Origin of the sequence: Onishia niordana, assembly GCF_004798965.1 — a bacterium.
In the GTDB taxonomy this organism is placed as follows: Bacteria; Pseudomonadota; Gammaproteobacteria; order Pseudomonadales; family Halomonadaceae; genus Onishia; species Onishia niordana.
Genome location: NZ_SDSD01000002.1, coordinates 526,619 through 549,443, shown reverse-complemented (window position 1 = coordinate 549,443; position 22,825 = coordinate 526,619). Strand labels below are relative to the sequence as shown.

Annotated in this window: 17 protein-coding genes; 8 read left to right on the top strand and 9 right to left on the bottom strand. The window is 62.4% G+C overall.

All coding sequences use genetic code 11. The features are described from left to right. Window positions 1-183 precede the first annotated feature (183 nt). Window positions 184-1,131, bottom strand: a complete 948-nt coding sequence (locus tag ETC27_RS06480) for a homoserine kinase (RefSeq protein ID WP_136254165.1) — start codon at window positions 1,129-1,131, stop codon at window positions 184-186. 109 nt (window positions 1,132-1,240) lie between these two features. Beyond that, on the bottom strand, window positions 1,241-1,549 hold the full coding sequence (locus ETC27_RS06475) for a DUF2782 domain-containing protein (protein WP_136254164.1): 309 nt from the start codon (window positions 1,547-1,549) through the stop codon (window positions 1,241-1,243). A 144-nt stretch (window positions 1,550-1,693) separates the two neighbouring features. Between ETC27_RS06475 and polA the strand changes: the two genes are divergently transcribed. Continuing rightward, window positions 1,694-4,525 carry a DNA polymerase I gene (gene polA, locus ETC27_RS06470; RefSeq protein WP_136254163.1) on the top strand — a complete coding sequence of 944 codons (2,832 nt, stop codon included), beginning with the start codon at window positions 1,694-1,696 and terminating at the stop codon, window positions 4,523-4,525. Window positions 4,526-4,611: 86 nt separating this feature from the next. On the opposite strand, the gene ETC27_RS06465 is transcribed toward polA, so the two are convergent. Beyond that, window positions 4,612-4,905, bottom strand: coding sequence for a YkgJ family cysteine cluster protein (locus tag ETC27_RS06465; protein ID WP_136254162.1), 294 nt, complete (start codon window positions 4,903-4,905; stop codon window positions 4,612-4,614). 227 nt (window positions 4,906-5,132) lie between these two features. Beyond that, the gene (locus ETC27_RS06460) at window positions 5,133-5,534 is read right to left on the bottom strand and encodes a VOC family protein (RefSeq protein ID WP_240724826.1); all 402 of its coding nucleotides are present in this window, start codon (window positions 5,532-5,534) and stop codon (window positions 5,133-5,135) included. Window positions 5,535-5,879: 345 nt separating this feature from the next. Here ETC27_RS06460 and ETC27_RS06455 point away from each other — a divergent pair, with 345 nt between their 5' ends. After that, the gene (locus ETC27_RS06455; RefSeq protein WP_205742697.1) at window positions 5,880-6,584 is read left to right on the top strand and encodes a haloacid dehalogenase type II; all 705 of its coding nucleotides are present in this window, start codon (window positions 5,880-5,882) and stop codon (window positions 6,582-6,584) included. Between the two features lie 763 nt (window positions 6,585-7,347). On the opposite strand, the gene ETC27_RS06450 is transcribed toward ETC27_RS06455, so the two are convergent. Then, window positions 7,348-8,376, bottom strand: coding sequence for a Fe(3+) ABC transporter substrate-binding protein (locus ETC27_RS06450; RefSeq protein WP_136254160.1), 1,029 nt, complete (start codon window positions 8,374-8,376; stop codon window positions 7,348-7,350). A 274-nt stretch (window positions 8,377-8,650) separates the two neighbouring features. Here ETC27_RS06450 and ETC27_RS06445 point away from each other — a divergent pair, with 274 nt between their 5' ends. Then, window positions 8,651-9,778 (top strand): ABC transporter ATP-binding protein, encoded by a 1,128-nt coding sequence (locus ETC27_RS06445; protein WP_136254159.1) that lies wholly within the window; start codon window positions 8,651-8,653, stop codon window positions 9,776-9,778. Here the strand turns inward: ETC27_RS06445 and ETC27_RS06440 are convergent. Together ETC27_RS06440 and dauA are read right to left on the bottom strand one after the other, a co-directional pair. Continuing rightward, on the bottom strand, window positions 9,731-11,389 hold the full coding sequence (locus ETC27_RS06440) for an ABC transporter permease (protein ID WP_439331794.1): 1,659 nt from the start codon (window positions 11,387-11,389) through the stop codon (window positions 9,731-9,733). The two genes, ETC27_RS06445 and ETC27_RS06440, sit on opposite strands and share 48 nt — an antisense overlap. A 233-nt stretch (window positions 11,390-11,622) precedes the next feature. Further along, window positions 11,623-13,371 carry a C4-dicarboxylic acid transporter DauA gene (dauA, locus tag ETC27_RS06435; RefSeq protein WP_136254157.1) on the bottom strand — a complete coding sequence of 583 codons (1,749 nt, stop codon included), beginning with the start codon at window positions 13,369-13,371 and terminating at the stop codon, window positions 11,623-11,625. A gap of 862 nt (window positions 13,372-14,233) precedes the next feature. On the opposite strand from dauA, the gene ETC27_RS06430 reads away from it, so the two are divergent. The 4 genes from ETC27_RS06430 to ETC27_RS06415 all read left to right on the top strand — a co-directional run bounded on the left by ETC27_RS06430 (window position 14,234) and on the right by ETC27_RS06415 (window position 19,922). Next, the gene (locus ETC27_RS06430) at window positions 14,234-15,310 is read left to right on the top strand and encodes a TRAP transporter substrate-binding protein (protein ID WP_136254156.1); all 1,077 of its coding nucleotides are present in this window, start codon (window positions 14,234-14,236) and stop codon (window positions 15,308-15,310) included. Window positions 15,311-15,430: 120 nt separating this feature from the next. Next, window positions 15,431-16,060: a TRAP transporter small permease subunit gene (locus tag ETC27_RS06425; protein ID WP_136254155.1), complete on the top strand. Its 630-nt coding sequence runs from the start codon at window positions 15,431-15,433 to the stop codon at window positions 16,058-16,060. Then, the gene (locus ETC27_RS06420; RefSeq protein ID WP_136254154.1) at window positions 16,060-17,424 is read left to right on the top strand and encodes a TRAP transporter large permease; all 1,365 of its coding nucleotides are present in this window, start codon (window positions 16,060-16,062) and stop codon (window positions 17,422-17,424) included. Before ETC27_RS06425 ends, ETC27_RS06420 begins: the two co-directional genes overlap by 1 nt. Window positions 17,425-17,555: 131 nt before the next feature. Further along, complete coding sequence (locus ETC27_RS06415) at window positions 17,556-19,922, top strand: tRNA(Met) cytidine acetyltransferase TmcA (protein ID WP_240724825.1); 2,367 nt, start codon at window positions 17,556-17,558, stop codon at window positions 19,920-19,922. A gap of 200 nt (window positions 19,923-20,122) precedes the next feature. Here ETC27_RS06415 and ETC27_RS06410 read toward each other — a convergent pair whose 3' ends face one another. Both ETC27_RS06410 and ETC27_RS06405 read right to left on the bottom strand, forming a co-directional pair. Beyond that, the gene (locus ETC27_RS06410) at window positions 20,123-20,596 is read right to left on the bottom strand and encodes a Dps family protein (protein WP_136254153.1); all 474 of its coding nucleotides are present in this window, start codon (window positions 20,594-20,596) and stop codon (window positions 20,123-20,125) included. Between the two features lie 143 nt (window positions 20,597-20,739). Beyond that, a complete protein-coding gene (locus ETC27_RS06405; protein WP_136254152.1) occupies window positions 20,740-21,909 on the bottom strand; it encodes a glycerate kinase in 1,170 nt (389 codons plus the stop codon). Window positions 21,910-22,152: 243 nt separating this feature from the next. On the opposite strand from ETC27_RS06405, the gene ETC27_RS06400 reads away from it, so the two are divergent. Next, window positions 22,153-22,722 (top strand): hypothetical protein, encoded by a 570-nt coding sequence (locus ETC27_RS06400; protein ID WP_136254151.1) that lies wholly within the window; start codon window positions 22,153-22,155, stop codon window positions 22,720-22,722. The last annotated feature ends 103 nt before the right edge of the window (window positions 22,723-22,825 follow it).

Below are 22,825 nucleotides of genomic sequence, written 5' to 3'. Positions count from 1 at the left end.
CCTGAGCTGGCCTGAGCCGGCGCGATGACGGAAACGGAGCCGCATTATGCCGCGGGGCAGCGCGACTGTCAGTGGCCTGCGGTATCTGTGAGCAACGGGCCGGCAGGAGGTAAGCCCTCATAATAACGCCCGCCGAGGTGGCGGGCGCATGGGCCAAACGCTGATTATGCCCTCGTGGAGCGATCAGGCCGGCAGTGGCAGGGCACCTTCGAGGCGCTGGCCGAGGATGGTGCGGAAGCGTTCCGGATCGTGGGGCGTCAGATCATGAGCCGGTGGGTCCACGTAGACTACCAGCAGCCGCGAGAGCCAGTAGCGCAGCGCGGTCATGCGCAGCATCACCGGCCAGGCGTCGCGCTCGTTGCTGGTCAGCGCGCGGCGAGCCTGATAGGCCGACAGGATGGCGTCATGGCGTTCCTTGTTCAGGCGGCCATCATCCTCGGAGGCCCAGTCGTTGATGACGATCGCTAGATCGAAGAGCAGGTCGCCGGTGCAGCCGTTGTAGAAGTCGATGATGCCACCCAGCCGCTCGCCGTCGAACAGGGTGTTGTCGCGGAACAGATCACCGTGGATGGCCCCCTGGGGCAGGTCGGGCGCAGCGCCGAAGAAGGCCTGATAGGCGTCGATCTCGTCGCTCATCAGTGCCTGGTCCTCGGGGGAAATATAGGCCAGCACCCGGTGATGCATGGGCGCAAGCCAGTGCAGGTCGCGGGGATTGGGCCGATGGCCCTCGAAGTGGCGCGACACGGCATGCATGCGGCCCAGTGTATCGCCGAGAGCGCGGCACTGCTCGATGCTGGGGTCGCTGGGGTGTTTGCCGGGCAGGCGCGGGAACAGCAGCGCGGGCTTGTCGACCAGGCTCTGCAGGGCGATACCATCGCGGTCGTGCAATGGGCCCGGTACGGGCAGCCGGTGTTCATCCAGGTAATCGAGCAGGTCGACGAAGAACGGCAGTTCATCGTGCTCGCCCTGCTCGAATAGCGTCAACACCAGCTCGCGGGAGTCGGTGGACACAAAATAGGTGGTGTTCTCTGTACCGCTGGCCACGCCTTTCAGTCCCGTCAGGGAGCCTGCTTCGAAGCGTGTCAGGAAGTCCGCGACCTGCGCGTCGTCAAGCGGGGTGAATACGGCCATGTCTCTCTCGCCCGGAATGCCAAGCTGCACATTGTACCGGCTTGCCGGCACGATGCACGGCCGATGTCATCACGCCTTAAGCTGTGTCATGTTCTTTGCACGGCAAGGGTTACCATTCGACCAGCACCCAGCTGGGAATCGCGATCTCATCACCTGACTGGCGGGCGAAGTTGCCATCACCATCTTCATCGACCAGGTAGTAGGACGGCCCCGCATCGGGATTGATCTTGATGGCATAGAGCTGGCCGTTGACGCGATACTCCTCGATGGTGCGTTCTTCCTGCTGACGGATGGTGACATCGGGCTCGACATCGGTGGATTGTGCCCAGGAAGGGGCGACGGCGATCAGGCAAAGGCTCACGATGACGAAAAGGCCAAGGCCTGTCTTGAACGAAAGGCGACGCGGAATGGCGAACATGGCGGGCTCCTGAAAATCAGCAACATAGTGTTCATGCTTGATGTGGCCAGTGTAGGTCAGCTCGCCCGTGCCAAGCGAGCCTGACGTGATGCGGGTAGCTGCGTATCATGGGGGACAGTGATCTTGCTCAAGGAATCGGTTTTTATGGCCACCCCGCCTATCGTCCTCGTCGACGGCTCCTCGTACCTGTACCGCGCCTTTCATGCCCTACCGCCGCTGACCACGTCCAAGGGCCAGCCGACCGGGGCCGTGAAGGGTGTACTGAACATGCTCAAGAGCCTGATCAAGCAATACCCGGACAGCCCGATGGCAGTGGTATTCGATGCCAAGGGCAAGACCTTTCGCGACGAGATGTTCGAGCAGTACAAGGCGCAGCGGCCGCCGATGCCGGATGATCTGCGCAGTCAGGTACAGCCGCTGCACGACTGCGTGAAGGCGCTTGGCCTGCCGCTGTTGTGCATCGAGGGCGTCGAAGCCGATGACGTGATCGGCACCCTGGCGCGCCATGCCACCGAGGCCGGACGCGATGCGGTGATCTCGACCGGCGACAAGGACATGGCTCAGCTGGTGAATAACCACATCACCCTGGTCAACACCATGAAGGGCGAGACCCTCGACGTGGACGGGGTCAACGAGAAGTTCGGCCTGCCGCCTGAGCTGATCATCGACTTCCTGGCGCTGATGGGCGACAAGGTCGATAACATTCCCGGCGTGGCGGGCGTTGGCGAGAAGACCGCGCTGGGCCTCTTGCAGGGCATGCAGGGCGGACTCGACACCATCTACGGCGATCTGGATCGCATCAAGACGCTGAGCTTTCGCGGCGCCAAGACGCTACACAAGAAACTCGAGGCGCACCGCGACGAGGCCTTCCTCTCCTACAGGCTCGCCACCATCAAGACCGACTGCGAGCTGCCGGCGGGGCTCGATGATCTCGATATCGCCCACCCGGACCGCGAGGCGCTGGCCGAGTTGTATCGGGAGCTGGAGTTCAAAGCCTGGCTCTCCGACCTGCTCGAGGGCAAGGACGAGGCCGTCGACGGCAAGCCGGCAAGCGATGGCGGGTCGGCTGCGTCAGGGAAAACTGGCGCCAATCAGGCAGCAGGCCAAGAGCAAGCCGATGCCGGCGCCGATTCTTCTTCGGACTCTCCCTCGGACACCCCCTCAATCGAGCGCGTTGACCAGGTGATTCTCGAACAGGCCGATTTCGATGCCTGGCTCGAGCGTCTTCAAGCGTGTGAAGCCTTCTGCTTCGATCTCGAGACGACGAGTCTCAACTACATGGAGGCCGAGATCGTCGGCATAGGGCTGGCGCTCGCGCCCGGCGAGGCCGCCTATATTCCGCTGGCCCACGACTATCTCGATGCCCCCGCCCAGCTCGATCGCCGGGCGGTACTCGAGGCGCTGACGCCGCTTCTTGAGGATGCCGGCAAGTCAAAGATCGGCCAGAACCTCAAGTACGACATCTCGGTGCTGGCGAGCTACGACATCCGGGTCGTCGGGCCGCTGCACGACACCATGCTCGAGTCCTACGTGCTCAACTCCACCGCTACCCGTCATGACATGGACTCACTGGCGCTCAAGTACCTGGGCGAGAAGACGGTGGGCTTCGAGGAGATCGCCGGCAAGGGTGCCAAGCAGCTGACCTTCAACCAGATCGCCCTCGAGCAGGCCGCACCCTACGCCTGCGAGGACGTCGACATTACGCTGCGCCTGCACCAGGAGCTGCGCCCGCGTCTCGAACAGGAGGGCCGTGTCAGCGCGGTGCTGGATGCCCTCGAGCGGCCGCTGATTCCGGTGCTGTCGCATATCGAGCGTACCGGCGTGGCGCTGGATGCCGAGCGCCTGCACGCCCAGAGCCAGGAGCTTGCGACGCGTATCCGCGAGCTCGAGGCCCGCGCCCACGAGCTTGCCGGCCGCGAGTTCAACCTGGGCTCGCCCAAGCAGCTCGCCGAGATCCTCTTCGAGGAGCAGAAGCTGCCGGTCAAGAAGAAGACGCCTAAAGGTGCGCCTTCCACCGCCGAGGCTGTGCTTGAGGAGCTGGCGCTGGACTTCCCGCTGCCCAAGGTGATCATCGAGCATCGCGGGCTCTCCAAGCTCAAGTCGACCTACACCGACAAGCTGCCGCTGCTGGTCAATAAGGCCACCGGCCGGGTGCACACCAGCTATCACCAGGCGGTGACCGCCACCGGGCGGCTGTCGTCTTCTGATCCCAATCTGCAGAATATCCCGATTCGCACCGAGGAAGGCCGCAAGATTCGTCAAGCCTTCATCGCACGCCCCGGTTACAAGATCGTCGCCGCCGACTATTCGCAGATCGAGCTGCGCATCATGGCGCATCTCTCCGAGGACGCCGGCCTGCTCGAGGCCTTCGCAGAGAACCGCGATATCCATGCCGCCACCGCCGCCGAGGTGTTCGGTGTCGAGCTCGATAAGGTCTCAAGCGAGCAGCGCCGCAGCGCCAAGGCCATCAACTTCGGGTTGATCTATGGCATGAGCGCCTGGGGCCTCGGCAAGCAGCTCAACATCGAGCGCAATCAGGCCCAGACTTATATCGATCGCTACTTCGACCGCTACCCCGGAGTGGCCCGCTATATGGAGGGCATTCGCGCCCAGGCCGCCGAAGACGGCTTCGTCGAGACCGTTGCCGGCCGCCGGCTCTATCTGCCCGAGATCAAGGCTCAGAACCAGGGTCGCCGCCAGGCTGCCGAACGCACCGCCATCAATGCCCCCATGCAGGGCACCGCCGCCGATATCATCAAGCGTGCCATGATCGACGTGCATCATTGGCTGATGGAAGGCGAGATGGATGCCTGGATGGTCATGCAGGTGCACGATGAGCTGGTCTTCGAGGTCAAGGACGAGCAGGTCGACGACTTCATCGACGCCGTGAAGGCCCGCATGCGTGACGCCGCCGACCTGAAGGTGCCACTGATCGTCGAAGCCGAAAGCGGCATCAACTGGGACGAAGCGCACTAAGGCAGGGGGCAGGGCGTGGCCCGAGACCGATCGGGCCCATGCCCGCTGAGGCTAAGCTCGCCGGAAAGTGAGCGCCAAGCACGCGGCTACATGCTGGCGGCGCGTTCGGCGAGGCATTCATCCGAGGCCACTTCGAATTCCCGGCAAATCAGCGGCCGGTTTTCATAGATCGAGCACATCAAGGTGTCGCGATCGAGTGCTGAGCACCAGCCATCGTCCAGGCGGCGCATGGTCTCTGCGCCCCACTCGTCTACCTCGATGTGGCGTTCCGGCACCCCGGTGTCGGTCAAGATGACCACCTCCAGGCGACAGCAGCAGGCCTGACAGTTCGAGCAGGCGACCTCGGATACCGGCAGGTTCTTGGCTTCGATGGGCGTCATGGAAATCCGTGGTTAGAGGGATATGCCAGCATCATACGCCAGCATTGGAGTGTTTTCGCGGCGTGCTCATAGTCTGGACCTGAAGCATAGCCGTTTGGTGCCTACTGGCTGGGTAGTGGCTTTGGGCCAAGAGCAGGTGTTGATACTTTCCTGATATAGGGTGCCCGCCATAAACGGTCGAGTGCACCGAGGCCCGGCGACCGTATGGGACATAAGTAATGATTGGGTTATGGATTGGGCTCAGACCAGACAGCAAACTCATTTCCATTGGGATCAGTGAAGTGAAATCTTCGGCCGCCGGGGAAATCGAAAATATCCTGAACCACCCTGCCGCCTGACGATATGACGTTATTGACCGTTGTCTCAAGCCCTGAGCTATAAAGAACGACCAGTACGCTACCGCTCTCGGTTGAGGCTATTTTATCGGACTTGTAAAAGCCGCCATCTAATCCGGCATTCTCAATAGCCACATAATCGGGACCATAATCGACGAATGACCATCCAAAAGCCGAAGCAAAGAATGCCTTCGTCGTCTCAATATCCCTGGACGGAATTTCGACATAGTTGATCTTCCCCGTTTCCTTCATGACGTTCTCCTGCACGGATAACAAGTATGAGGTGGTGCGCATGTTTTACCCTTTGAACGAGGATGCGCGACCAATATTCTTGTTTCGTGCCCTATATGGCACCAATAAACGCCTGTTGCCTTTGCCGGGATGTTCGCTTTGGGTCGATAGTCGTCCTTTTTCATGCACTTGATGGCTAATGTTTCATGAAAAGATAGCGAATGACTCGAAACGAGAGAATAAGGCTTTCCCTTTTTTACATTATTTTCCCAACCTGCCGATAGAGAGGTTGAGGCCACAGTACGCGAAGCGTCGATGAGGATATCTGACTGGACGGCTAGGCCGCAGCGAAGGATAACAGGAGCGAGCAGTCGTTAAGACGCCACCGGGATCACGGCAGGGGGAATGATGGCGGCAGGGCAGAGTATCGAAGTACTGGCTTTCGATGTGTTCGGCACCGTAGTCGATTGGCATGGCTCAATAGCGCGTGAGGTCGATGCGCTAGAGCTGGGAGTCGACGGTGGCGAGTTCGCGCTGGCCTGGCGGGCGGGCTATCAGCCGGCGATGCAGCGTGTGAAGTCCGGTGAGCAGGTCTGGACGCGGCTCGATGAGCTGCACCGCGGCATTCTCGATGAGGTGCTGGCGCGTTTCGCTATTACCTCGCTCTCGGAAGCCGACAAGCAACACCTCAACCGGGTGTGGCACCGGCTCGATCCCTGGCCGGATGCGGTGGAAGGGCTCACGCGCCTCAAGCGGCATTACACGCTGTGTACGCTCTCCAACGGTAACCTGGGCCTGCTTGCCAACATGGCCAAGCGTGCGGGGCTTCCCTGGGACTGCATCCTCTCGGCGGAGGTGTTTCGCCAGTACAAGCCGCACCCGGATACCTACTTAGGTGTCGCTGATGTATTCGACGTAGCACCTGCGTCGGTAATGATGGTGGCAGCTCACCAGAGCGATCTCGACCGTGCACGAAGCCTCGGGCTTGCAACCGCCTACATCGAGCGTCCCGCTGAGTTTGGCGCCACCCATCACAAGGACGTGTCGGGCTCGCCTGCCAATGACTGGCACGTGTCGACACTGCGCGAGCTTGCCGACCAACTTGGCTGCTGAGCCTGCGGGCGTGTTCTGCGATTCGTTGGCAGGCCCTTAGGGTAGTGAAGCGTGCACAAAATTGTCGTGGGATATCTAACACCGCGAATGGAGATGTTGTAATATCGGTTTTTTGTATCGAACTGTTAGTTTTATTGACTGAGTGTTCAAGTAACGGGCGTCAGGTATTTGCTATACAGAAGACTGGCAACCTTGGTGTGATCCGGGGCCTGCTGGCCGTTCATGTCTGCTGCGATTTACCGGATATGTCACCAGAGGCATGTGGGATATGAAAAAAGACGAGGAGCAGGCGAGTTATGTGTTGCTGGGGGCTGGGCCCCACGGGGGCTATATCATCTTGTGCTCTTGCGGTGCGGTAGAGGTCACGCGGCAGCCCAATGAATGGCGACGTTTCAGACCCTGCTATCCAAAGCGTCGCTGTCACTGCAACGAATGTGGCTCGACATTCCGCATGGAGATTCACGAAGCCGACTTTTACGGAATTGACCGCAAGGCGTTGTTGGACGCCATGGCCGATCCTGGTGACAATAATTCCAGCCTATCTTGATAGCGAAGTGAAATGGCTCCTCGCCAATGCCAGTGTGTGTCGCCTTAAGTGAGTGAAAGCAGTGAGTGATAGCGACGAGGCCCGTGACACCCGATCAGATACGAGAAGGCCCGCGGCGATGCCGCGGGCCTTTTTGCATTAATGACATTCCACGTTCGGCGGTCTGGCAATGTGATGGTGTATCACCGGTAAGACGTCAGGCTTGCCTGTCCAGTCTTAACGCCAGCCGACGCGGTCGAAGATACGCACTGCCTGGGGGTTGTTCTCGCCGAGCCGACTGACGTTCAGGTCATCACGCTTGAAGTCACCCCAAGATGCCAATACCTCGTCGATCTCGACGCCATCGACCACCGGGAACTCGTGGTTGCCCTTGGCGAACTGCTCCTGAGCTTGATCGGAGGCCAGGAATTCCAGGAAGCGCTGAGCGTTTTCCGGGTGCGGGGCGCCCTTGATCATGCCGGCGCCACCGACGTTTACGTGGGCACCGCGGTCTTCCTGATTGGGGAACAGGATATTGATCGACTCGGCGGCCTCGCGGTCAGCCTCGTTATCGGACTTGAGCAGGCGCACATAGTAGTAGTGATTGGCGACCGCCACGTCGCACTCGCCGCTGGCCACGCCGAGCAGCTGATCGGTGTCGCCGCCTTCGGGGTCGCGTGCCATGTTGTTGACCACGCCCTGGGCCCATTCTTCAGCGCCTTCCTCGCCGTGGTGGGCGATCATCGAGGCCAGCAATGACTGGTTGTAGATATTGTTCGAGGAACGGATACATACCCGACCTTCGAGGTTCGGGTCGGCGAGGTCCTCATAGCTGGCGATGTCGCTCGCGTCGATGGCTTCCGGGTTGTAGAAGATGGCCCGTACGCGCTGGCTGAAGCCGAACCACTCGCCCTCAGGATGCTGCATGGAGGCTGGCAAACGTTCGTCGAGCACCTCGGAATCGACCGGGGCGAAGATGCCTTCTTCCTCGGCGCGCCACAGGCGTCCGGCGTCCACGGTCATCATGATGTCGGCGGGGCCGGCTTCGCCTTCCAGCAGGATGCGCTGGATCAGCTGGTCGGAGTTGCCCTCGAGCACGTTGACGTCGATGCCGGTCTTCTCGGTGAAGGCATCATAAAGCGCCTGGTCCGAGTCATAGTGACGTGCCGAATAGACGTTCACGGAATCGGCCATGGCCTGACTGGCAACAGCAGAGCCTGCCACCAGGGCGGCAAGGGGAATAACGTGACGGCGCTGCAAGGGCATAGGACACCTCATGGAGATAGAACCTGAATTGGAATGATAATGCGTTGCATTAATCTGGTTGCATTGAAGCGCTTCCTGCGTGCAGCGTCAACTGTGATGGCGAGTATCTTGTGGATACGGGGCGGAGAAAGCGTGATAGCACTGATCCATGTCATGCGGGTGTGGCGTGCGAAAGGGGGGATAAAACGAGTAGACTGGCATGCACTTAGGACGCATTCCCGCTTTCACGCTGTGGCGCCTGCCGCAGACGGACGAAATGAGACGACGAGCTTCCATGAACGCCCAAGCGATCCCGACCGACCCCGACCGCCAAGTTTCCCGCGAGGCACCTGTCCTCGCCATGCACCACATCCGCCATACTTATGGCCATCATCAGGCGGTGGAGGATGTCAGCCTTTACGTTGAGCAGGGCGAGGTCGTCTGTTTGTTGGGGCCATCGGGCTGCGGCAAGACCACGCTGCTGCGCATTGTCGCCGGCCTCGAGGCCGTGCAGGAAGGGGGGGTCGATCTGGGAGGCCGCCCCATCGGCCGCCCCGGTAAACCCCATGTGCCGCCCGAGAAACGTAATGTGGGGCTGGCCTTTCAGGATTCAGCCCTCTTCCCGCACCTCTCCGTGCTCGACAACGTCGCCTTCGGCCTGGAGTCGCTGCCCGGCAAGCAGCGCCGTGCGCGTGCCATGGAGCTACTAGAGCAGCTGGGCATGCAGGCCTATGCCAAGAGCTATCCGCATACGCTGTCCGGTGGTCAGCAGCAGCGCGTGGCACTGGCCCGTGCGCTGGCGCCGGCGCCGTCACTGATGCTACTCGACGAGCCCTTCTCGAGCCTGGATGCACGCCTGCGTGATCGCATTCGCGACGATACGCTGCACGTGTTGAAGCGCGTCGGGGCGGGGGCCCTGTTGGTCACTCACGACCCGGAAGAGGCGATGTTCATGGCCGATCGCATCGCGCTGATGCGTGATGGCCAGATCGTGCAGATGGGCACGCCACTGGAGCTCTACTGTGCGCCGCGCGACCCCTTCGTGGTGACCTTCTTCGGGGAGGTCAACGAGATGGCCGGTGAGGTGCAAGGCGGGCAGGTGAAGACCCCGGTGGGTAATGTGCCGGTCAGCGAGATAGCGGATGGCAGCTCGGTGCGGGTGTTGATTCGCCCCGAGGCCCTCAAGGTAGTGACCCTCGATGAGCCGCTTGCGGATCATCACAGCCATGTGGTGATGGCCAAATTGCTGGGCCGATCAAGCCTCGTGCATATCTGCGCCCATGACGCGGATGGCTGGGAATCCCATCTCCACGCCCGGGTGCCGGGCGTATTCCTGCCGGAAGAAGGTCAACCAGTGCTTATCCAGCTGGATCCGTCACAGGTCTTTGTCTTTGCCACTGATGGCGCCACTGCCGGGGCGTGAGCCCCGGATCGCCAGGCTTAACAGAATCACCGGGATGATCCCCACGGCCACGATGGTCAGCGACGCGGTGGAGGCCTCGGCGAGACGCTCGTCCGCGGCCAGGTTGTGGGCCCGCACCGCCAGGGTGTCGAAGTTGAAGGGCCGCAGGATGATGGTCGCCGGCAGCTCCTTCATCACGTCCACGAACACCAGGATCGCGGCGGCCAGGAGGCTGCCGCGGATGATCGGGGTGTGGACCTTGCGCAGCGTGCCGCCAGCGGTCTGGCCCAGGGTGCGGGCCGCGGCGTCCATGCTCGGCGTTACCTTGCCAAGGCTCGCTTCGATGGCGTTGAAGGAGACCGCCAGAAAGCGCACCACATAGGCATAGATCAGGATGAAGGCGGTGCCACTGAACAGGAGACCGACCATCATGTTGAATTGTGCATCCATGAAGCCGTTGATGCGCTGATCCAGCCAAGAGAAGGGGATCAGGATGCCGACCGCCACCACCGAGCCGGGTACCGCATAGCCGATGGCGCCGATGCGGGTGGCCAGTCGTGTAACCGGGCGCGGATTCAGGCGCGCCCCATAGCTGAGCACCAGCGCCAGACCCACTGCTACCAGGGCCGCGATGGTCGCCAGTACCAGGCTATTGCCGGCGAACTCCAGGAACTGGGCACCAAACAGATCATCGCCGCCCCGCACCGAGAGATAGCCCAGCAGGCCACTGGGAATCAGGAACCCCACCATGATCGGCGCCAGGCAGGCCACACAGGCCGCCACACCCCGCCAGCCGCGAAGATGAAACTCGGGGAGCTGCTGATAGCGCCCGGAGGTATGAAAGTAGCGCCGCTTGCCCCGCGACCAGCGCTCGAGCAGCACGAAGATGATCACGAAGGCGAGCAGGCAGGCCGCTAACTGAGCAGCGGCGACCTGCTCGCCCATGCCGAACCAGGTGCGGTAAATCCCGGTGGTGAAGGTGTCGACGCCGAAGTACTGCACCGCGCCGAATTCATTGAGGGTCTCCATCAGCGCAAGTGATACGCCGCCGACGATCGCCGGCCTGGCTAGCGGAATCGCCACGCTGGTGAATAGCCGCCAGGGGCCGCGTCCCAGGGTGCGGCCCACGTCCAGCACGCACACCGACTGCTCGAGGAAGGCCGCCCGGGTCAGCATGTAGACGTAGGGATAGAGCACCAGGGTAATCAGCGTCGCGGCGCCGCCCAATGAGCGGATATCGGGGAAGAAGTAGTCGCCGCGACCCCAGTCGAAGACCTCGCGCAGCCAGGTCTGTACCGGCCCTGCATATTGCAGGAAGTCGGTGTAGGCATAGGCGATCACATAGGTCGGCACCGCCAGCGGCAGCAGCAGCGCCCACTCGAACAGGCGTCGTCCGGGAAAGCGGCACATCACCACTAGCCAGGCCGTGCCGGTGCCGATCACGAAGGTGCCAAGGCCTACCGTCACCACCAGGAAGAGGGTGTTGCTGAGATAGCGCCCCAGCACCGTGCTTGCCAGGTGCTGCCAGATGCCATCGGTGGGCACCAGAATATGCGCCAGCACCACAATCACCGGCAGGGCCACGATCAGGGCGATGCCGATGGTCAGTACGCTCCATGTACTTAAGTGCAGCGATAGGCGACGAAAAAGACTGGCCGGTCGGAAGCTGGCGGGACTGGTCAAGCAAAGACTCCTTGCGTCAATAGGGCCTGCGGTGAAAGGTCCAGGTCCTGCGGCATGAGGGCCAGAAAATGGATCAATGCGACAAAGTGACAGGTGAGAATGGTAACCGACGGGGATGTTACCAGTTGGTGTTATTCCCTGCAGCCTGCCGCGAACGCATTGCCACGCCCGGCAGGCTGCAATCAGGCCTGTTCGGTGCGGCCTTTCTCTAGCCAGCGCAGGGCCACGGTTCTGGCGCGGGTCAGACTCGCGCAGTGCGTCAGCTCGCCGGCGGTGGTGCGAATGCCGACCCGGCGCAGCTTGACGATCTGACGGGGCGACAGGCCGATCAGAATCAGGGCGACGTTCTGGCGGCGCATCTCCTCGACCATGCGGCGTAAAGCGACGAGCGCCGTGCCGTCGATGCTCGGTACGCCGTGCATGTCCACCATCACGATGCGTATGTCAGGGTCGACCATTTGCAGCGACGACAGGGCCTTGTCGGCGACGCCGAAAAACATCGGGCCGTTGATGTCGTAGAGCGCGACTTGAGGCGGCAAGTCCTGCACCTCCGGCTGGCGATCGAGTGGGCGGGCAGTGGTCTGGGTCACCTGCGTCATGCGGCGAATGAACAGGGCGGCGGCCAGACCCATGCCCACCGATACCGCCAGCACCATGTCGAACAGCACCGTCAGCGCGAAGCAGATCTCAAGGATCGCCACATCGCCCCCGGGAGACGAGCGCAGGGTGTGCACGAACATCCGCGCTTCGCTCATGTTCCAGGCGATGATGAACAGCAGCGCGGCCAGCGAGGTCATGGGCACCAGCCCCAGCAGCCCGGCAAGCGCAATCACCGCCAGCAGGACCACCAGCGCATGCACCACGGCGGCGATTGGCGAGCGTGCGCCGCTGCGAATATTGGTCGCGGTGCGTGCCAGGGCGCCGGTGGCGGTGATGCCGCCGAAGAAGGGCACGGCGATGTTGCCAAGCCCAAGGCCAATCAGTTCGGCATTGGGATCATGCCGGGTGCGGGTCATGCCGTCGGCAACCACCGCACATAAAAGTGACTCGATGGCGGCCAGCATGGCGATGGCGAAGGCCGGACCGAGCAGCGAGCGGATAAGCTCGAAGTTCACCGCCAGTGGTTCGCCGTCGGCGTTGGGCATATGCCACGGCAGGGCGAAGCTCGGGGCGATAGGCGGGATGCCAACGCCGCTCTCGCCCTCGACGCTCCACTCAAAGCGCGAGGCGATGGTGGCGATGTCGCCACCCAACCAGTGATTGGCAACGTAGGCAGCCAGTGCCCCGACGACCAGCCCCGCCAGCGGCGCGGGCACCGGCGTGCGCAGCCGTGGCCACAGCAGCATCACCGCCAGGGTGATGACGCCGATGGCAAGCTCGGCCAAGCGAGTCTCAGGCAAGGCGGCCAGGATATTCGCCAGGCTGTCAGTGAAGTGCTCGCCCCTGGCCACCTCGAGGCCGAGGAAGTCCGGCACCTGCAGGGTAGCGATGACGACCGCGATGCCGGCGGTAAAGCCAAGCACCACCGGGTAAGGCACGAACTGAATCAGTGCGCCCAGGCGGGCGAGCCCTAGGCCGACCAGGATCATTCCCGCCATCAGCGTGGCGATCAACAGCCCCCCAAGCCCATAGTGCTGAACGATAGGCAGCAGGATCACCACGAAGGCGGCGGTGGGGCCAGACACGCTGAATCGCGAGCCGCCGGTGAGGGAGATCACGATGCCGGCGACGATGGCGGTATAGAGCCCGTGCTGAGGCGCCACTCCGGTAGCGATGGCCAGGGCCATTGATAGCGGTACCGCTACGATACCGATGGTCAGCCCGGCCAGAATGTCATGGCGTAGGTCCCCAAGCCCATAGCCTGCTTGCCAGGCCGCGAGCATACCGGTGCCGCAGCGAGGGCGTTTCGCAGAGGGAGGAGGCAGTGCCATGAGAAGTCCTTAAAGCAGAAGGGGGAGAGTCATCGAGCATGTGATGTAGAAAACCGCCCGGGCTAATTGGCATCCAGGCATTTGCGCTGTTTGGGGGCGGCGCGAGAGAGGATAGCCCTTCATAGCATCGCGGAAATGATGGGCGAGACAAAAGCGTTCTTTTGCCGCACCGCCTGATGCAGGGAGTCGTTGAATGTAGTCAGGCCTTAATATCTGTCTCTGTCCCGCTCTGCCTGGGTCTTGAGTATGTGAAGAAGGTGGCAATGGGGTCCGTTGGTCTAAGTGGCACCCTCGGCATATCAGGGCGGTATTGGTCTGTCCAATTTTAGGCACTGTAATCTGACCGGCCATGCCCGAATCGTCTCTAAGGGTCATGATTGCCCGAAAATTGCCGCCTCACACCTGTTCTCGTTGATCCATTCGTCGCACTCTAACCGTTTTTGATAAGTAATGAGTTTTTACTAAAAGTGTATTTTTCTCGCACTTTTTCTGTTTATTGCGGCTGAAATGATGTTTTTTACAGCGATTTGTGGATATTTCGCGGGAATGATGCATTTCTTTTTTTTGGTAATACCAATTTTCCAATATTGAGTTGGTTATGGGGTCGCTATAGCCTTCCGGTCTGGGTATCGCGTCGAGCGTTGACGCTTACGTTAGATCCACTCGCGCAGCCCATGCCATAACTATTCTTGAGTTGTCGCGTCGCCAGGTCATCGGCCCAGGCTGTGTGTCGCTTGTCTGTAACGACACGCGACATGATCAGACCCCCGGCTGGGCTACTGGATGACGTTTGCTGCGTCTTGCCCAGTGCCAGACGTTTACAGATGAACAATCACAACAACTGCAGACGGAGAATTCACTCATGAAAATCGTCAAGACCCTGGTCGGCGCTGCCGGCGCCCTAGCCCTGTGTACGGGTACCGCGGCTGCCGAGGACCTGCGCTGGAAGATGCCTACCGCCTTTGCCACCAACCTTCCGGCGCTGGGCTCACCGGCGGCCTGGGTCGCCGAGAACCTGACCACCGCCTCCGATGGCTCGCTGCAGGTGCGGGTCTACGAGCCGGGCAAGCTGGTGCCGGCCTTCGATATCCTGCAATCGGTCTCCGACGGCAAGGTGCCGGTCGGCTACACCTGGATCGGCTATGACCAGGGCAAGGTGCCGGCGGTGCCGTTGTTCGCCGCCGTGCCCTTCGGGCTGAAGCCCTGGGCCTTCACCGCTTGGTATTACTACGGTGGCGGCCACGAGATGCTGCAGGAGGTCTACGACAACAAGGGCTTCGACGTGCATGCCCAGCTGTGCGGCATCACCGGGCCAGAAACCGCAGGCTGGTACGCCAACGAGATCACCAGCCTTGAAGACTACCAGGGCATGAAGATCCGCTTCGCCGGCCTCGGCGGCAAGGTACTTGAGCAGCTGGGCGCCTCGGTGACCATGATGCCGGGCGGTGAGCTGTTTCAGGCGCTGGAGAAGGGCACCATCGACGCCACCGAATTCGCGATGCCGGCCATCGACCAGATCCTTGGCTTCGATCAAGTGGTGAAGTACAACCTCTTTCCGGGCTGGCACCAGCAGTTTACGGCCCAGTATATGCTGATCAACGACGAAGAGTGGGAACGCACCACCGACGCTCAGAAGGCGCTGGTCGAGGCGTCCTGCACCGCGGCCGTGACCCGTGGCCTCGCCGAAGGCGAGTACAAGAACGGTGCCGTGCTGGCCGGTTTCCAGGAAGATGGCGTCCAGGCCAAGCAGATTCCGGACGAGATCCTCGCCGAGCTGAAGGCGGTGACCGACGATGTGCTGGCCGAGGAAGCGGCCAACGATGCTGACTTCAAGCGCGTCTACGAGAGCCAGCAGGCCTTCCAGAAGGATTACACCGTCTGGGATAGCCGTGCCTATCTGCCGGCCGACATGAGCGAACTCGAGTCCGGCGACGAGTGATCTCGCTGTGCCGGGCCGTTGGCGCGGCCACCATCAAAGCGGGCGGCCTTTAGGTCGCCCGTATGGGACATAGCAGCGAGGCCCGTTCATACGGGCCTCGCTTGGTAAGGGGGCAAGTCCATGACGTCGCCTGATCGAAAACCGTCGGCGCCACAGCAGGTGCTTGCGGCGGAAGCAGAAAAGATTCTTCATCACCATACCGAGTTGCCCCAGACTCGCCTCAGTCGAGGGCTCGATGCCCTGCTGGTCGCGATCGGCAAGGTCGCTTCCTGGGCCTGGCTGGCCGTGGTGGCCGTCATCATCTGGTCGGTGGTGGGTCGCTATGCCTTCGGCCAGGGATCGGTCACCCTGGAGGAATGGCAATGGCATATTGCCGGGGCCGCCTGGCTGCTGGGGCTTGGCTACACCCTGACCACCGATGACCACGTGCGAGTCGATGTCATTCACGAGCGGCTGAGCCTCAAGGCCCAGGGCTGCATCGAGCTGGCCGGCATTCTGCTGCTGTTGCTACCGTTTCTCGCCATCTCGCTCTACGAGATGGTGCCCTATGCGATGAGCTCCTTCAGCCAGGGCGAGACCAGTCAGGCGCCGGCCGGCCTGTCCCATCGCTGGGTGCTGAAGGCCGTCGTGGCGTTGTCCTTCGCGCTGCTGATTGTTGCCGCGCTTTCAAGGCTTACCCGGGTAACCGCCTTGCTGTTCGGCTTCCCCAGGCCGCTTGCCGATGATTCCACTAAAGAGGGCGCATCCTGATGTCTCTAGAAGCGATGTTCGTCATCGGCATGTTCGTCACCTTCGGCATGTTGCTGATGACCGGTTTTCCCGTTGCCTGGGTACTGGGCGGCACCGCCGTGATCTGGACCCTGGTCGGGGTAGTGGCGGTCGAGAACTTCGGCGCCAACCTGTGGTTCGACTATTCCTCATCGATGGGCCTGATGCCCGAACGGGTCTGGGGGCTCGTGGAAAGCGAAACCCTGGTCGCGCTGCCCATGTTCATCTTCATGGGCATCATGCTCGATCAGTCCGGCATTGCCGAGAAGCTGATGAACAACATGGTCAAGCTGTTCGGCGCCGTGCGCGGCGGCTATGCGGTGACCGTGATCGTGATCGGCGTGCTGCTGGCCGCTACCACCGGCATTATCGGCGCCTCGGTGGTGCTGTTGGGCATGTTGTCGCTGCCGGTGATGATGGAGAACAAGTACGACAAGGGCTTCGCCGTCGGCACTGCTTGCGCCACTGGCACCCTGGGCATCCTAATTCCGCCCTCTATCATGCTGGTGCTGATGGCCGACCGCCTGGCGGTGCCGGAGGCCTCGGTGGGCGATCTGTTCATGGGCGCCTTCTTCCCGGGCCTGATGCTCGGTGCCATGTACGTCGCCTACGCTATTCTGCGCCCGATGTTTCAGCCGCATATCGCCCCGGCGCCGGAGAATCTGCCGAAGATCGGCCCCAGCGTGATCTGGGACGTGATCAAGGCGGTGATTCCCACCGCCGCGCTGATCCTCGGCGTGCTTGGCACCATCTTCGCCGGCATCGCCACCCCGACCGAGGCCTCGGGGGTGGGCGCGCTGGGAGCCACGGTACTGGCGCTGCTGTCCGGTCGCCTGACCCTGCCGGTGATGAGCAAGTCGCTCTACCAGACCACTCGTACCTCGGCTTTCATCTTCGCCATCTTCCTGGGTGCTACCGCCTTCTCGGTGGTGCTGCGCGGGCTGGGCGGCGATGAGGTGATCGAGAATGCCCTACTGGGGCTGCCGCTGGAGCCCTATGCCATCGTGCTGGTGATTCTGTTTGCGGTCTTCCTGCTGGGCTTCTTCCTCGACTGGGTGGAGATCACCCTGATCATCCTGCCGCTGGTGGCGCCGGTGGTACAGTCGTTGGGCTTCGACCTGGTGTGGTTCACCATCCTCTTCGCGATGTGTCTGCAGACCTCTTTCCTGACCCCGCCAGTAGGCTTTGCGCTCTTCTACATCAAGGGTGTGGCGCCGCCGGAGATCAAGGTCACTGACATTTATCGCGGTGTGGCGCCCTTCATCCTGATTCAGCTGGTGGCTCTGATCTTGGTGTTCCTGCTGCCGGCGATTGCTACCTGGCTGCCGAGCGTGGCCTACGGCTAGGCAGAGAGGGCAATAGAGCAGAGCAATGGCAATTCCCGACTAGCATGCAAAGGCCCCCGGTAACGGAGGCCTTTGGTTTTGAGCAGTGCCAGGGCTGGCCCAATGTCCCTGCATGTCGCATGCTGTGCGCCATGAGCATCCCGCCTACTACTCCTGATGTGTTGCCGCCCGATACGGTGCCTGCCCTCGATACGTCCGAGCATGAGGCGCTGATGACCCTGCTTGGCCACCTCACGGCCCGGCGCCACCGCGGCCTTTTGTGGATCACCGCTCCGGTGGAGAGCGCCATCGCCCGGGCAGTCTCGCTATGGCAGGCCACCGACTGGACAGACCCGCTCTGGCTGGGGACACCCCAGCCGGACCTCGAGGCGGCAGGCATCGTGGCGCTTCCCGCCGCCAAAGCGCGCACCCGTCTGGGGGGCGAGCATGGCCTTGTGGTGATCGATGCGGTCTCTGCAGCGGCGGGTTTCGACCCCGAGGCCTTTGGCGCTGTCTCAGGCACGCTGCGTGCCGGTGGCCTGCTGGTGCTGCTTACGCCGCCGGATTGGGGCGCCCGGCCGGATGGCGACTATGCCCGGCTTGCCGAGCATCCCTACAGCGCCGATGAGCTGGAGTCGCGCTATCTGGATCGCCTCGCAAGGCTGCTTTCGGCCTCGCCGCAGGTCGCGACCTGGACCACCGATGAAGGCCTGAGTCTGCCTAACGGGATGGATGGCAATACGACTATCCCGACCAAGGCGCCCTGCGAGTCGCCGCCAGAGGATACTGACTGTGCGACCGTCGATCAGGCCCGGGTGGTCGCGCGCCTTTGTCGGCTGAAGCGACGGCGCCCGCTGGTGCTGACTGCCGACCGTGGCCGCGGCAAGAGCGCGGCCCTAGGTATCGCCTGCGCCCGGCTAATGGCAAAAGGCGAAACGGATATTCTGGTCACTGCGCCACGCCCGGCGGCGGTGGAGGCGCTCTTCGAGCGCTTGGCGATGCTCTGCCCCGAGGGCGGGCGACAAGGTAATACCTTTGTGCTCGAGACAATCCGCGAGCCGGTGGCGGGAGCCCCAGGCGACGGCTCGGCTCGCGTACGTTTTATCGCCCCGGATGCCCTGGTGGAGTCAGCCCTTGCCGGCGAGCAGGGTGGGGCCGGCGCGCTGTTGCTGGTCGATGAAGCGGCGGCGATTCCTGCGCCCTTGCTCTCGCGGTTGCTCAGTGCCTTCCCGCGGATCGCCTTCGCCACCACCGTTCACGGCTATGAAGGCTCGGGGCGAGGCTTCGCGCTGCGCTTTCGCGAACACCTCGAGCGTCAGACCCCGGGCTGGCAGGGCCTGCACCTGGCCACGCCGATCCGCTGGGCCGTGGATGATCCACTGGAACGGCTCACTGACACGTTGCTAATGCTCGATGCCGAGCCTTGCGAGGCCCGGCAACACAGCGAACCCGGTGACACACAGCTAAGCGCCAAGCCCCATGAGGCGAGGGGCAAAAGCGAGCCCGATATTGTCGAGTGTTCCCGGGATGACTTGGCCGCTGACGAGCCACGCCTGCGGACATTGTTTGGCCTGCTGGTGCAGGCGCATTACCGCACTCAGCCAAGCGATCTGCGCCGGCTGCTCGATGGTCCCGGCGGCCGGGTGGTATGCCTTTATGATCAGGGGCTCCGGGCCGTAGCACTGACCGTTGATGAAGGCGGCTTCGAACCTGGCTTGGCCGAGCAGGTGGCTCGCGGTGAGCGGCGCCCCCGTGGCCACTTGCTGGCACAATCGCTTGCGGCTCACGCCGGCAGCCGCAGGTCGCTGGAATCACGGATTCGGCGCGTGATGCGCATTGCCGTTGATCCAGGCTGTCGACGCCTCGGCCATGGCCGAGCGTTACTCTCTGCCGAGTTGGAGCGCGCGCGCGAGGCGGGCATCGATCTGCTCGGTGCGAGTTTTGGCGCCGAGGCCGGGCTGATGGCGTTCTGGCAGCGAAGCGGCTTTCGCGTCGTACGCCTGGGCCTGACGCGGGAGGCGGCCAGCGGCGAACATGCGCTGATGGTGGCCTGTGCCACCAGCCCCCGCGGCGAGGCGCTGTTAAGCGAGCTTGCCGATGGCTTCCAGGCCTTGTTGCCAAGCCTGTTGGCGTTTGAGCTCAAGGAATTCGACCCTTCCCTGGCGGCACGGCTGCTGGCGGAAGGCGAAATGCCTGAGCTTACTGCCATCATGCAGCGCGATATCGCCGACGTGGCGTTAGGTCACCGGGCGCCCGCATTGGCGCGGCCAGCGCTTAAGGCCCTGGTGCGCCGGGGGCTCGTGCTGCGCCACAAGGCAAGCGTGGTGATGAGCCAGTCGGTGGCAGGGCAAGAGGGTGAGCCAGGCCTTGATGACGATGCCTGGCTGCTGGTCGCGGTGCTCTTTCAGGGCCGGGCCGATGCCTGGCTGGCCAGGCGCCTCGGTCTGCCCGGACGACGCCAGGTCGAGGCGCGCCTGCGCACGACGCTTGATCGCTGGCGCAGGCTTTTTGCGCCGTAGGAATGCAAAAGTGACGCTTATCTACCCCGCTCCCAGGGACAGTTCTGCGTGCGGCTGCCGGCCCTCCCGGACGAATACCATAAAAAAGCGCCGCCCGGGGGCGGCGCTTTTCTGTCGATTGATACCGACCACCTAAATGATGTCCACCATTTAGGTGATCCCCACCTCTGAGGCTGTATAAGCCGAGCTCTGGGGCTTGATCAACCGAGGTAGGCGTTCAGCATCCAGACGGTTTTTTCCTGCTCGCGGATGTAGTCACCCACTTGAGCCGCGGTACCTTCATCATCGGCATCTGAGGCGATCGATAGAATCTCGCGCTGCAGGCCGATCAGCGACTGATAGCCCTGCAGGATGCCGCGAACGCAGGACTGGCCGTCGTGCACGTCCTTGTCCTCGGCGATATCCGACATCTTCACGTAGTCGCTGTAGGCATGCACCGGGGTGTGGCCCAGGGTGAGAATACGCTCGGCGACTTCATCGACCTTGAGCAGCAGATCCGTGTAGTACTCCTCGAACTTGGTGTGCAGCTCGAAGAACTGGTTGCCCTTCACGTTCCAGTGATAGCCACGCACGTTCATGTAGAAGATCTGGTAGTTGGCCAGCAGGGCGTTGAGGCGGTCGGCTAGCTGGCTGGCACTGCTCTCGTGCAATCCAATAACGTTGGTATCAGGCATCTAGATACCTCCTTGATCTCAAATGAGTTTGTTCGTACTTACTGTAAGGTGTGGCGACGCTGGTCGATAACGAAGTTTCGCCATCATCATCATAGTGCTGCCCTATGACATGCCGTCGACGTCGATCCTTTTCAAGGTTTGGCTCATGTGCAGTCACGACCGCCACTGTCTGAAAGCGCGTGTGCGCTGGCTGTCAGCAGGCGAACCAGGCTGCCGGCGCGATCGGCTAACAACGCCGAGGTGCGAGTGAGGGCTTCATCGAGGGTGATCGGGCCATCGGCCAGGGCAAAGGCGGCACTGATCCCTTCGTCATGAGCGGCCTGCCAGCCGTCGCCCAGCCGTCCGACCAGGGCCACCACGGGGACGCCCTTGGCGCGGGCGGCGCGGGCGATGCCTACTGGGGTCTTGCCGGCGAGACTCTGGCCGTCGAGCTGGCCCTCGCCGGTGATCACCAGATCGGCATTCTCGAGCAGGGCATCGAAGCCCACCTGCTCCATCACCAGCGTGATGCCGGGTCTGAGTTGTGCACCGAGGAAGGCGCGGGCCGCGAACCCCATGCCGCCGGCTGCGCCTGCCCCAGGCAGTTCTCGGTGATCGTCGCCGAGCTTGAGAGCGGCGAGGTCGGCGAAGTGGCTAATCGCCTGGTCCAGCGTGAGGACATCGCTGTCGCTGGCGCCCTTCTGGGGGCCGAACACGGCGCTGGCGCCATGGGGGCCAAGTAAGGGGTTGTCGACGTCGACGGCGGTCTCGACGGCAAGCCCGCTCAGGCGAGGGTCCAGGCCAGTGAGGTCGAGAGTCGCCAGGTTGGCGAGTGCCGCTCCCCCAGGCGGCAGGGGGAGGTCCTGGGCATCGAGCAGACGCGCGCCGAGGGCCACCAGCATGCCGGCACCGGCATCGTTGGTGGAGCTGCCGCCGAGGGTCAGCAGCAGTCGCTCGGCACCGGCATCGAGGGCGGCAAGGATCAGTTCGCCGACGCCGAAAGTCGTGCTGTGAAGGGCACTGCGCTCGTGGCGCTCAAGGTGCTGGAGACCACTGGCTTCCGCCAGTTCGATAAAAGCGGTTCGGGTGTCGGCCTGATAGCCCCAGGATGCCTCCCGTGGCCGTCCCAGGGCATCCTGCACGCGGGCCTGGTGGCGCTTGGCGCCTGTCGCGGCCAGCAGGGCATCCAATGTACCTTCGCCGCCGTCGCCCATCGGGCAGCAGTGGGTCTCGGCAGTGGGCACGGCCTCAAGAATGCCTCGCGCCATGGCCTCCGCGGCGGCGCGGGCGGGCAGGGCATCCTTGTAGCTGTCGGGGGCGATCAGGATCTTCATAGAGGCTCTCGCAGTGGCGGAACGATATATTGATCATCCTCGACGCTTGCGCAAAAGACCACCCTGCTGGCGTTGAAGATAACGCTTGGTGCTTTCTTAAAGGTGCTTTCCCAACTGGCACGATGACGGCATACACTGTGTTGGTAGGGAGCACGATAGATATAAGCTTGGACTCAGAAAGACAACAAGGTGCGGCGTATGCAGCGACACCGGAAGTGGTTCAGAGGGGTAGGCGTGTTGGGGATGGCAGGAGGCTTGCTTCTTGCCGGCTGTGCGAGTGGGCCGGCGCACCTGCCACAGGCGCAGGATTCGCTCGCGTCAGCCTGCCAATGGGAAGCTGATGATGCGGGGTCATTGGGGTATCTGCGTCGGGTGATTGCGGTGCTCGAGGCGAATGACTTCGTGATCGTCGAGACAGAGGCTCAGCTCGGGCTTGTGACGGCGCAGCAAAGCCGACTATTGGCCGGCTATGGAGCCCCTTGGTATGAGCCTTGGCCATTCGGTTTGTCAGGTTTCTTCGGGCTGGGAAGAGGTCACCACAGCGCTGGCATGTCGGTTAATCTCAACCGTAGCTTCGGTGTCGACCCCACCCAGGTTGAGCGTGTTTCCGTGGTCGCCCGTGACACCCAGGTAAGAGCGACACGAGATATTCAGGTCGTCGAGGCAGATGGTCGCTTGCGCAGCAGTCGGGTGGCCACCAGTGATGAATTCTGTCGCGAGCTACGCGACGACATAAGCCGCCAGCCAGACCTTGAGACAGCGCTTGAATCGGGCATCGAGCCAGCCCTTCCGCAACAGGAGCCGACACCATGATGTTCTGGCAGTGGTTGGCGGGCAAAGGGGGGGGTGGGCGCACATGGCAAAAGCCACTTGTCCTCCTTGTGATAGCGGCACTCGCGGGTTGTGCAGGGGCGCC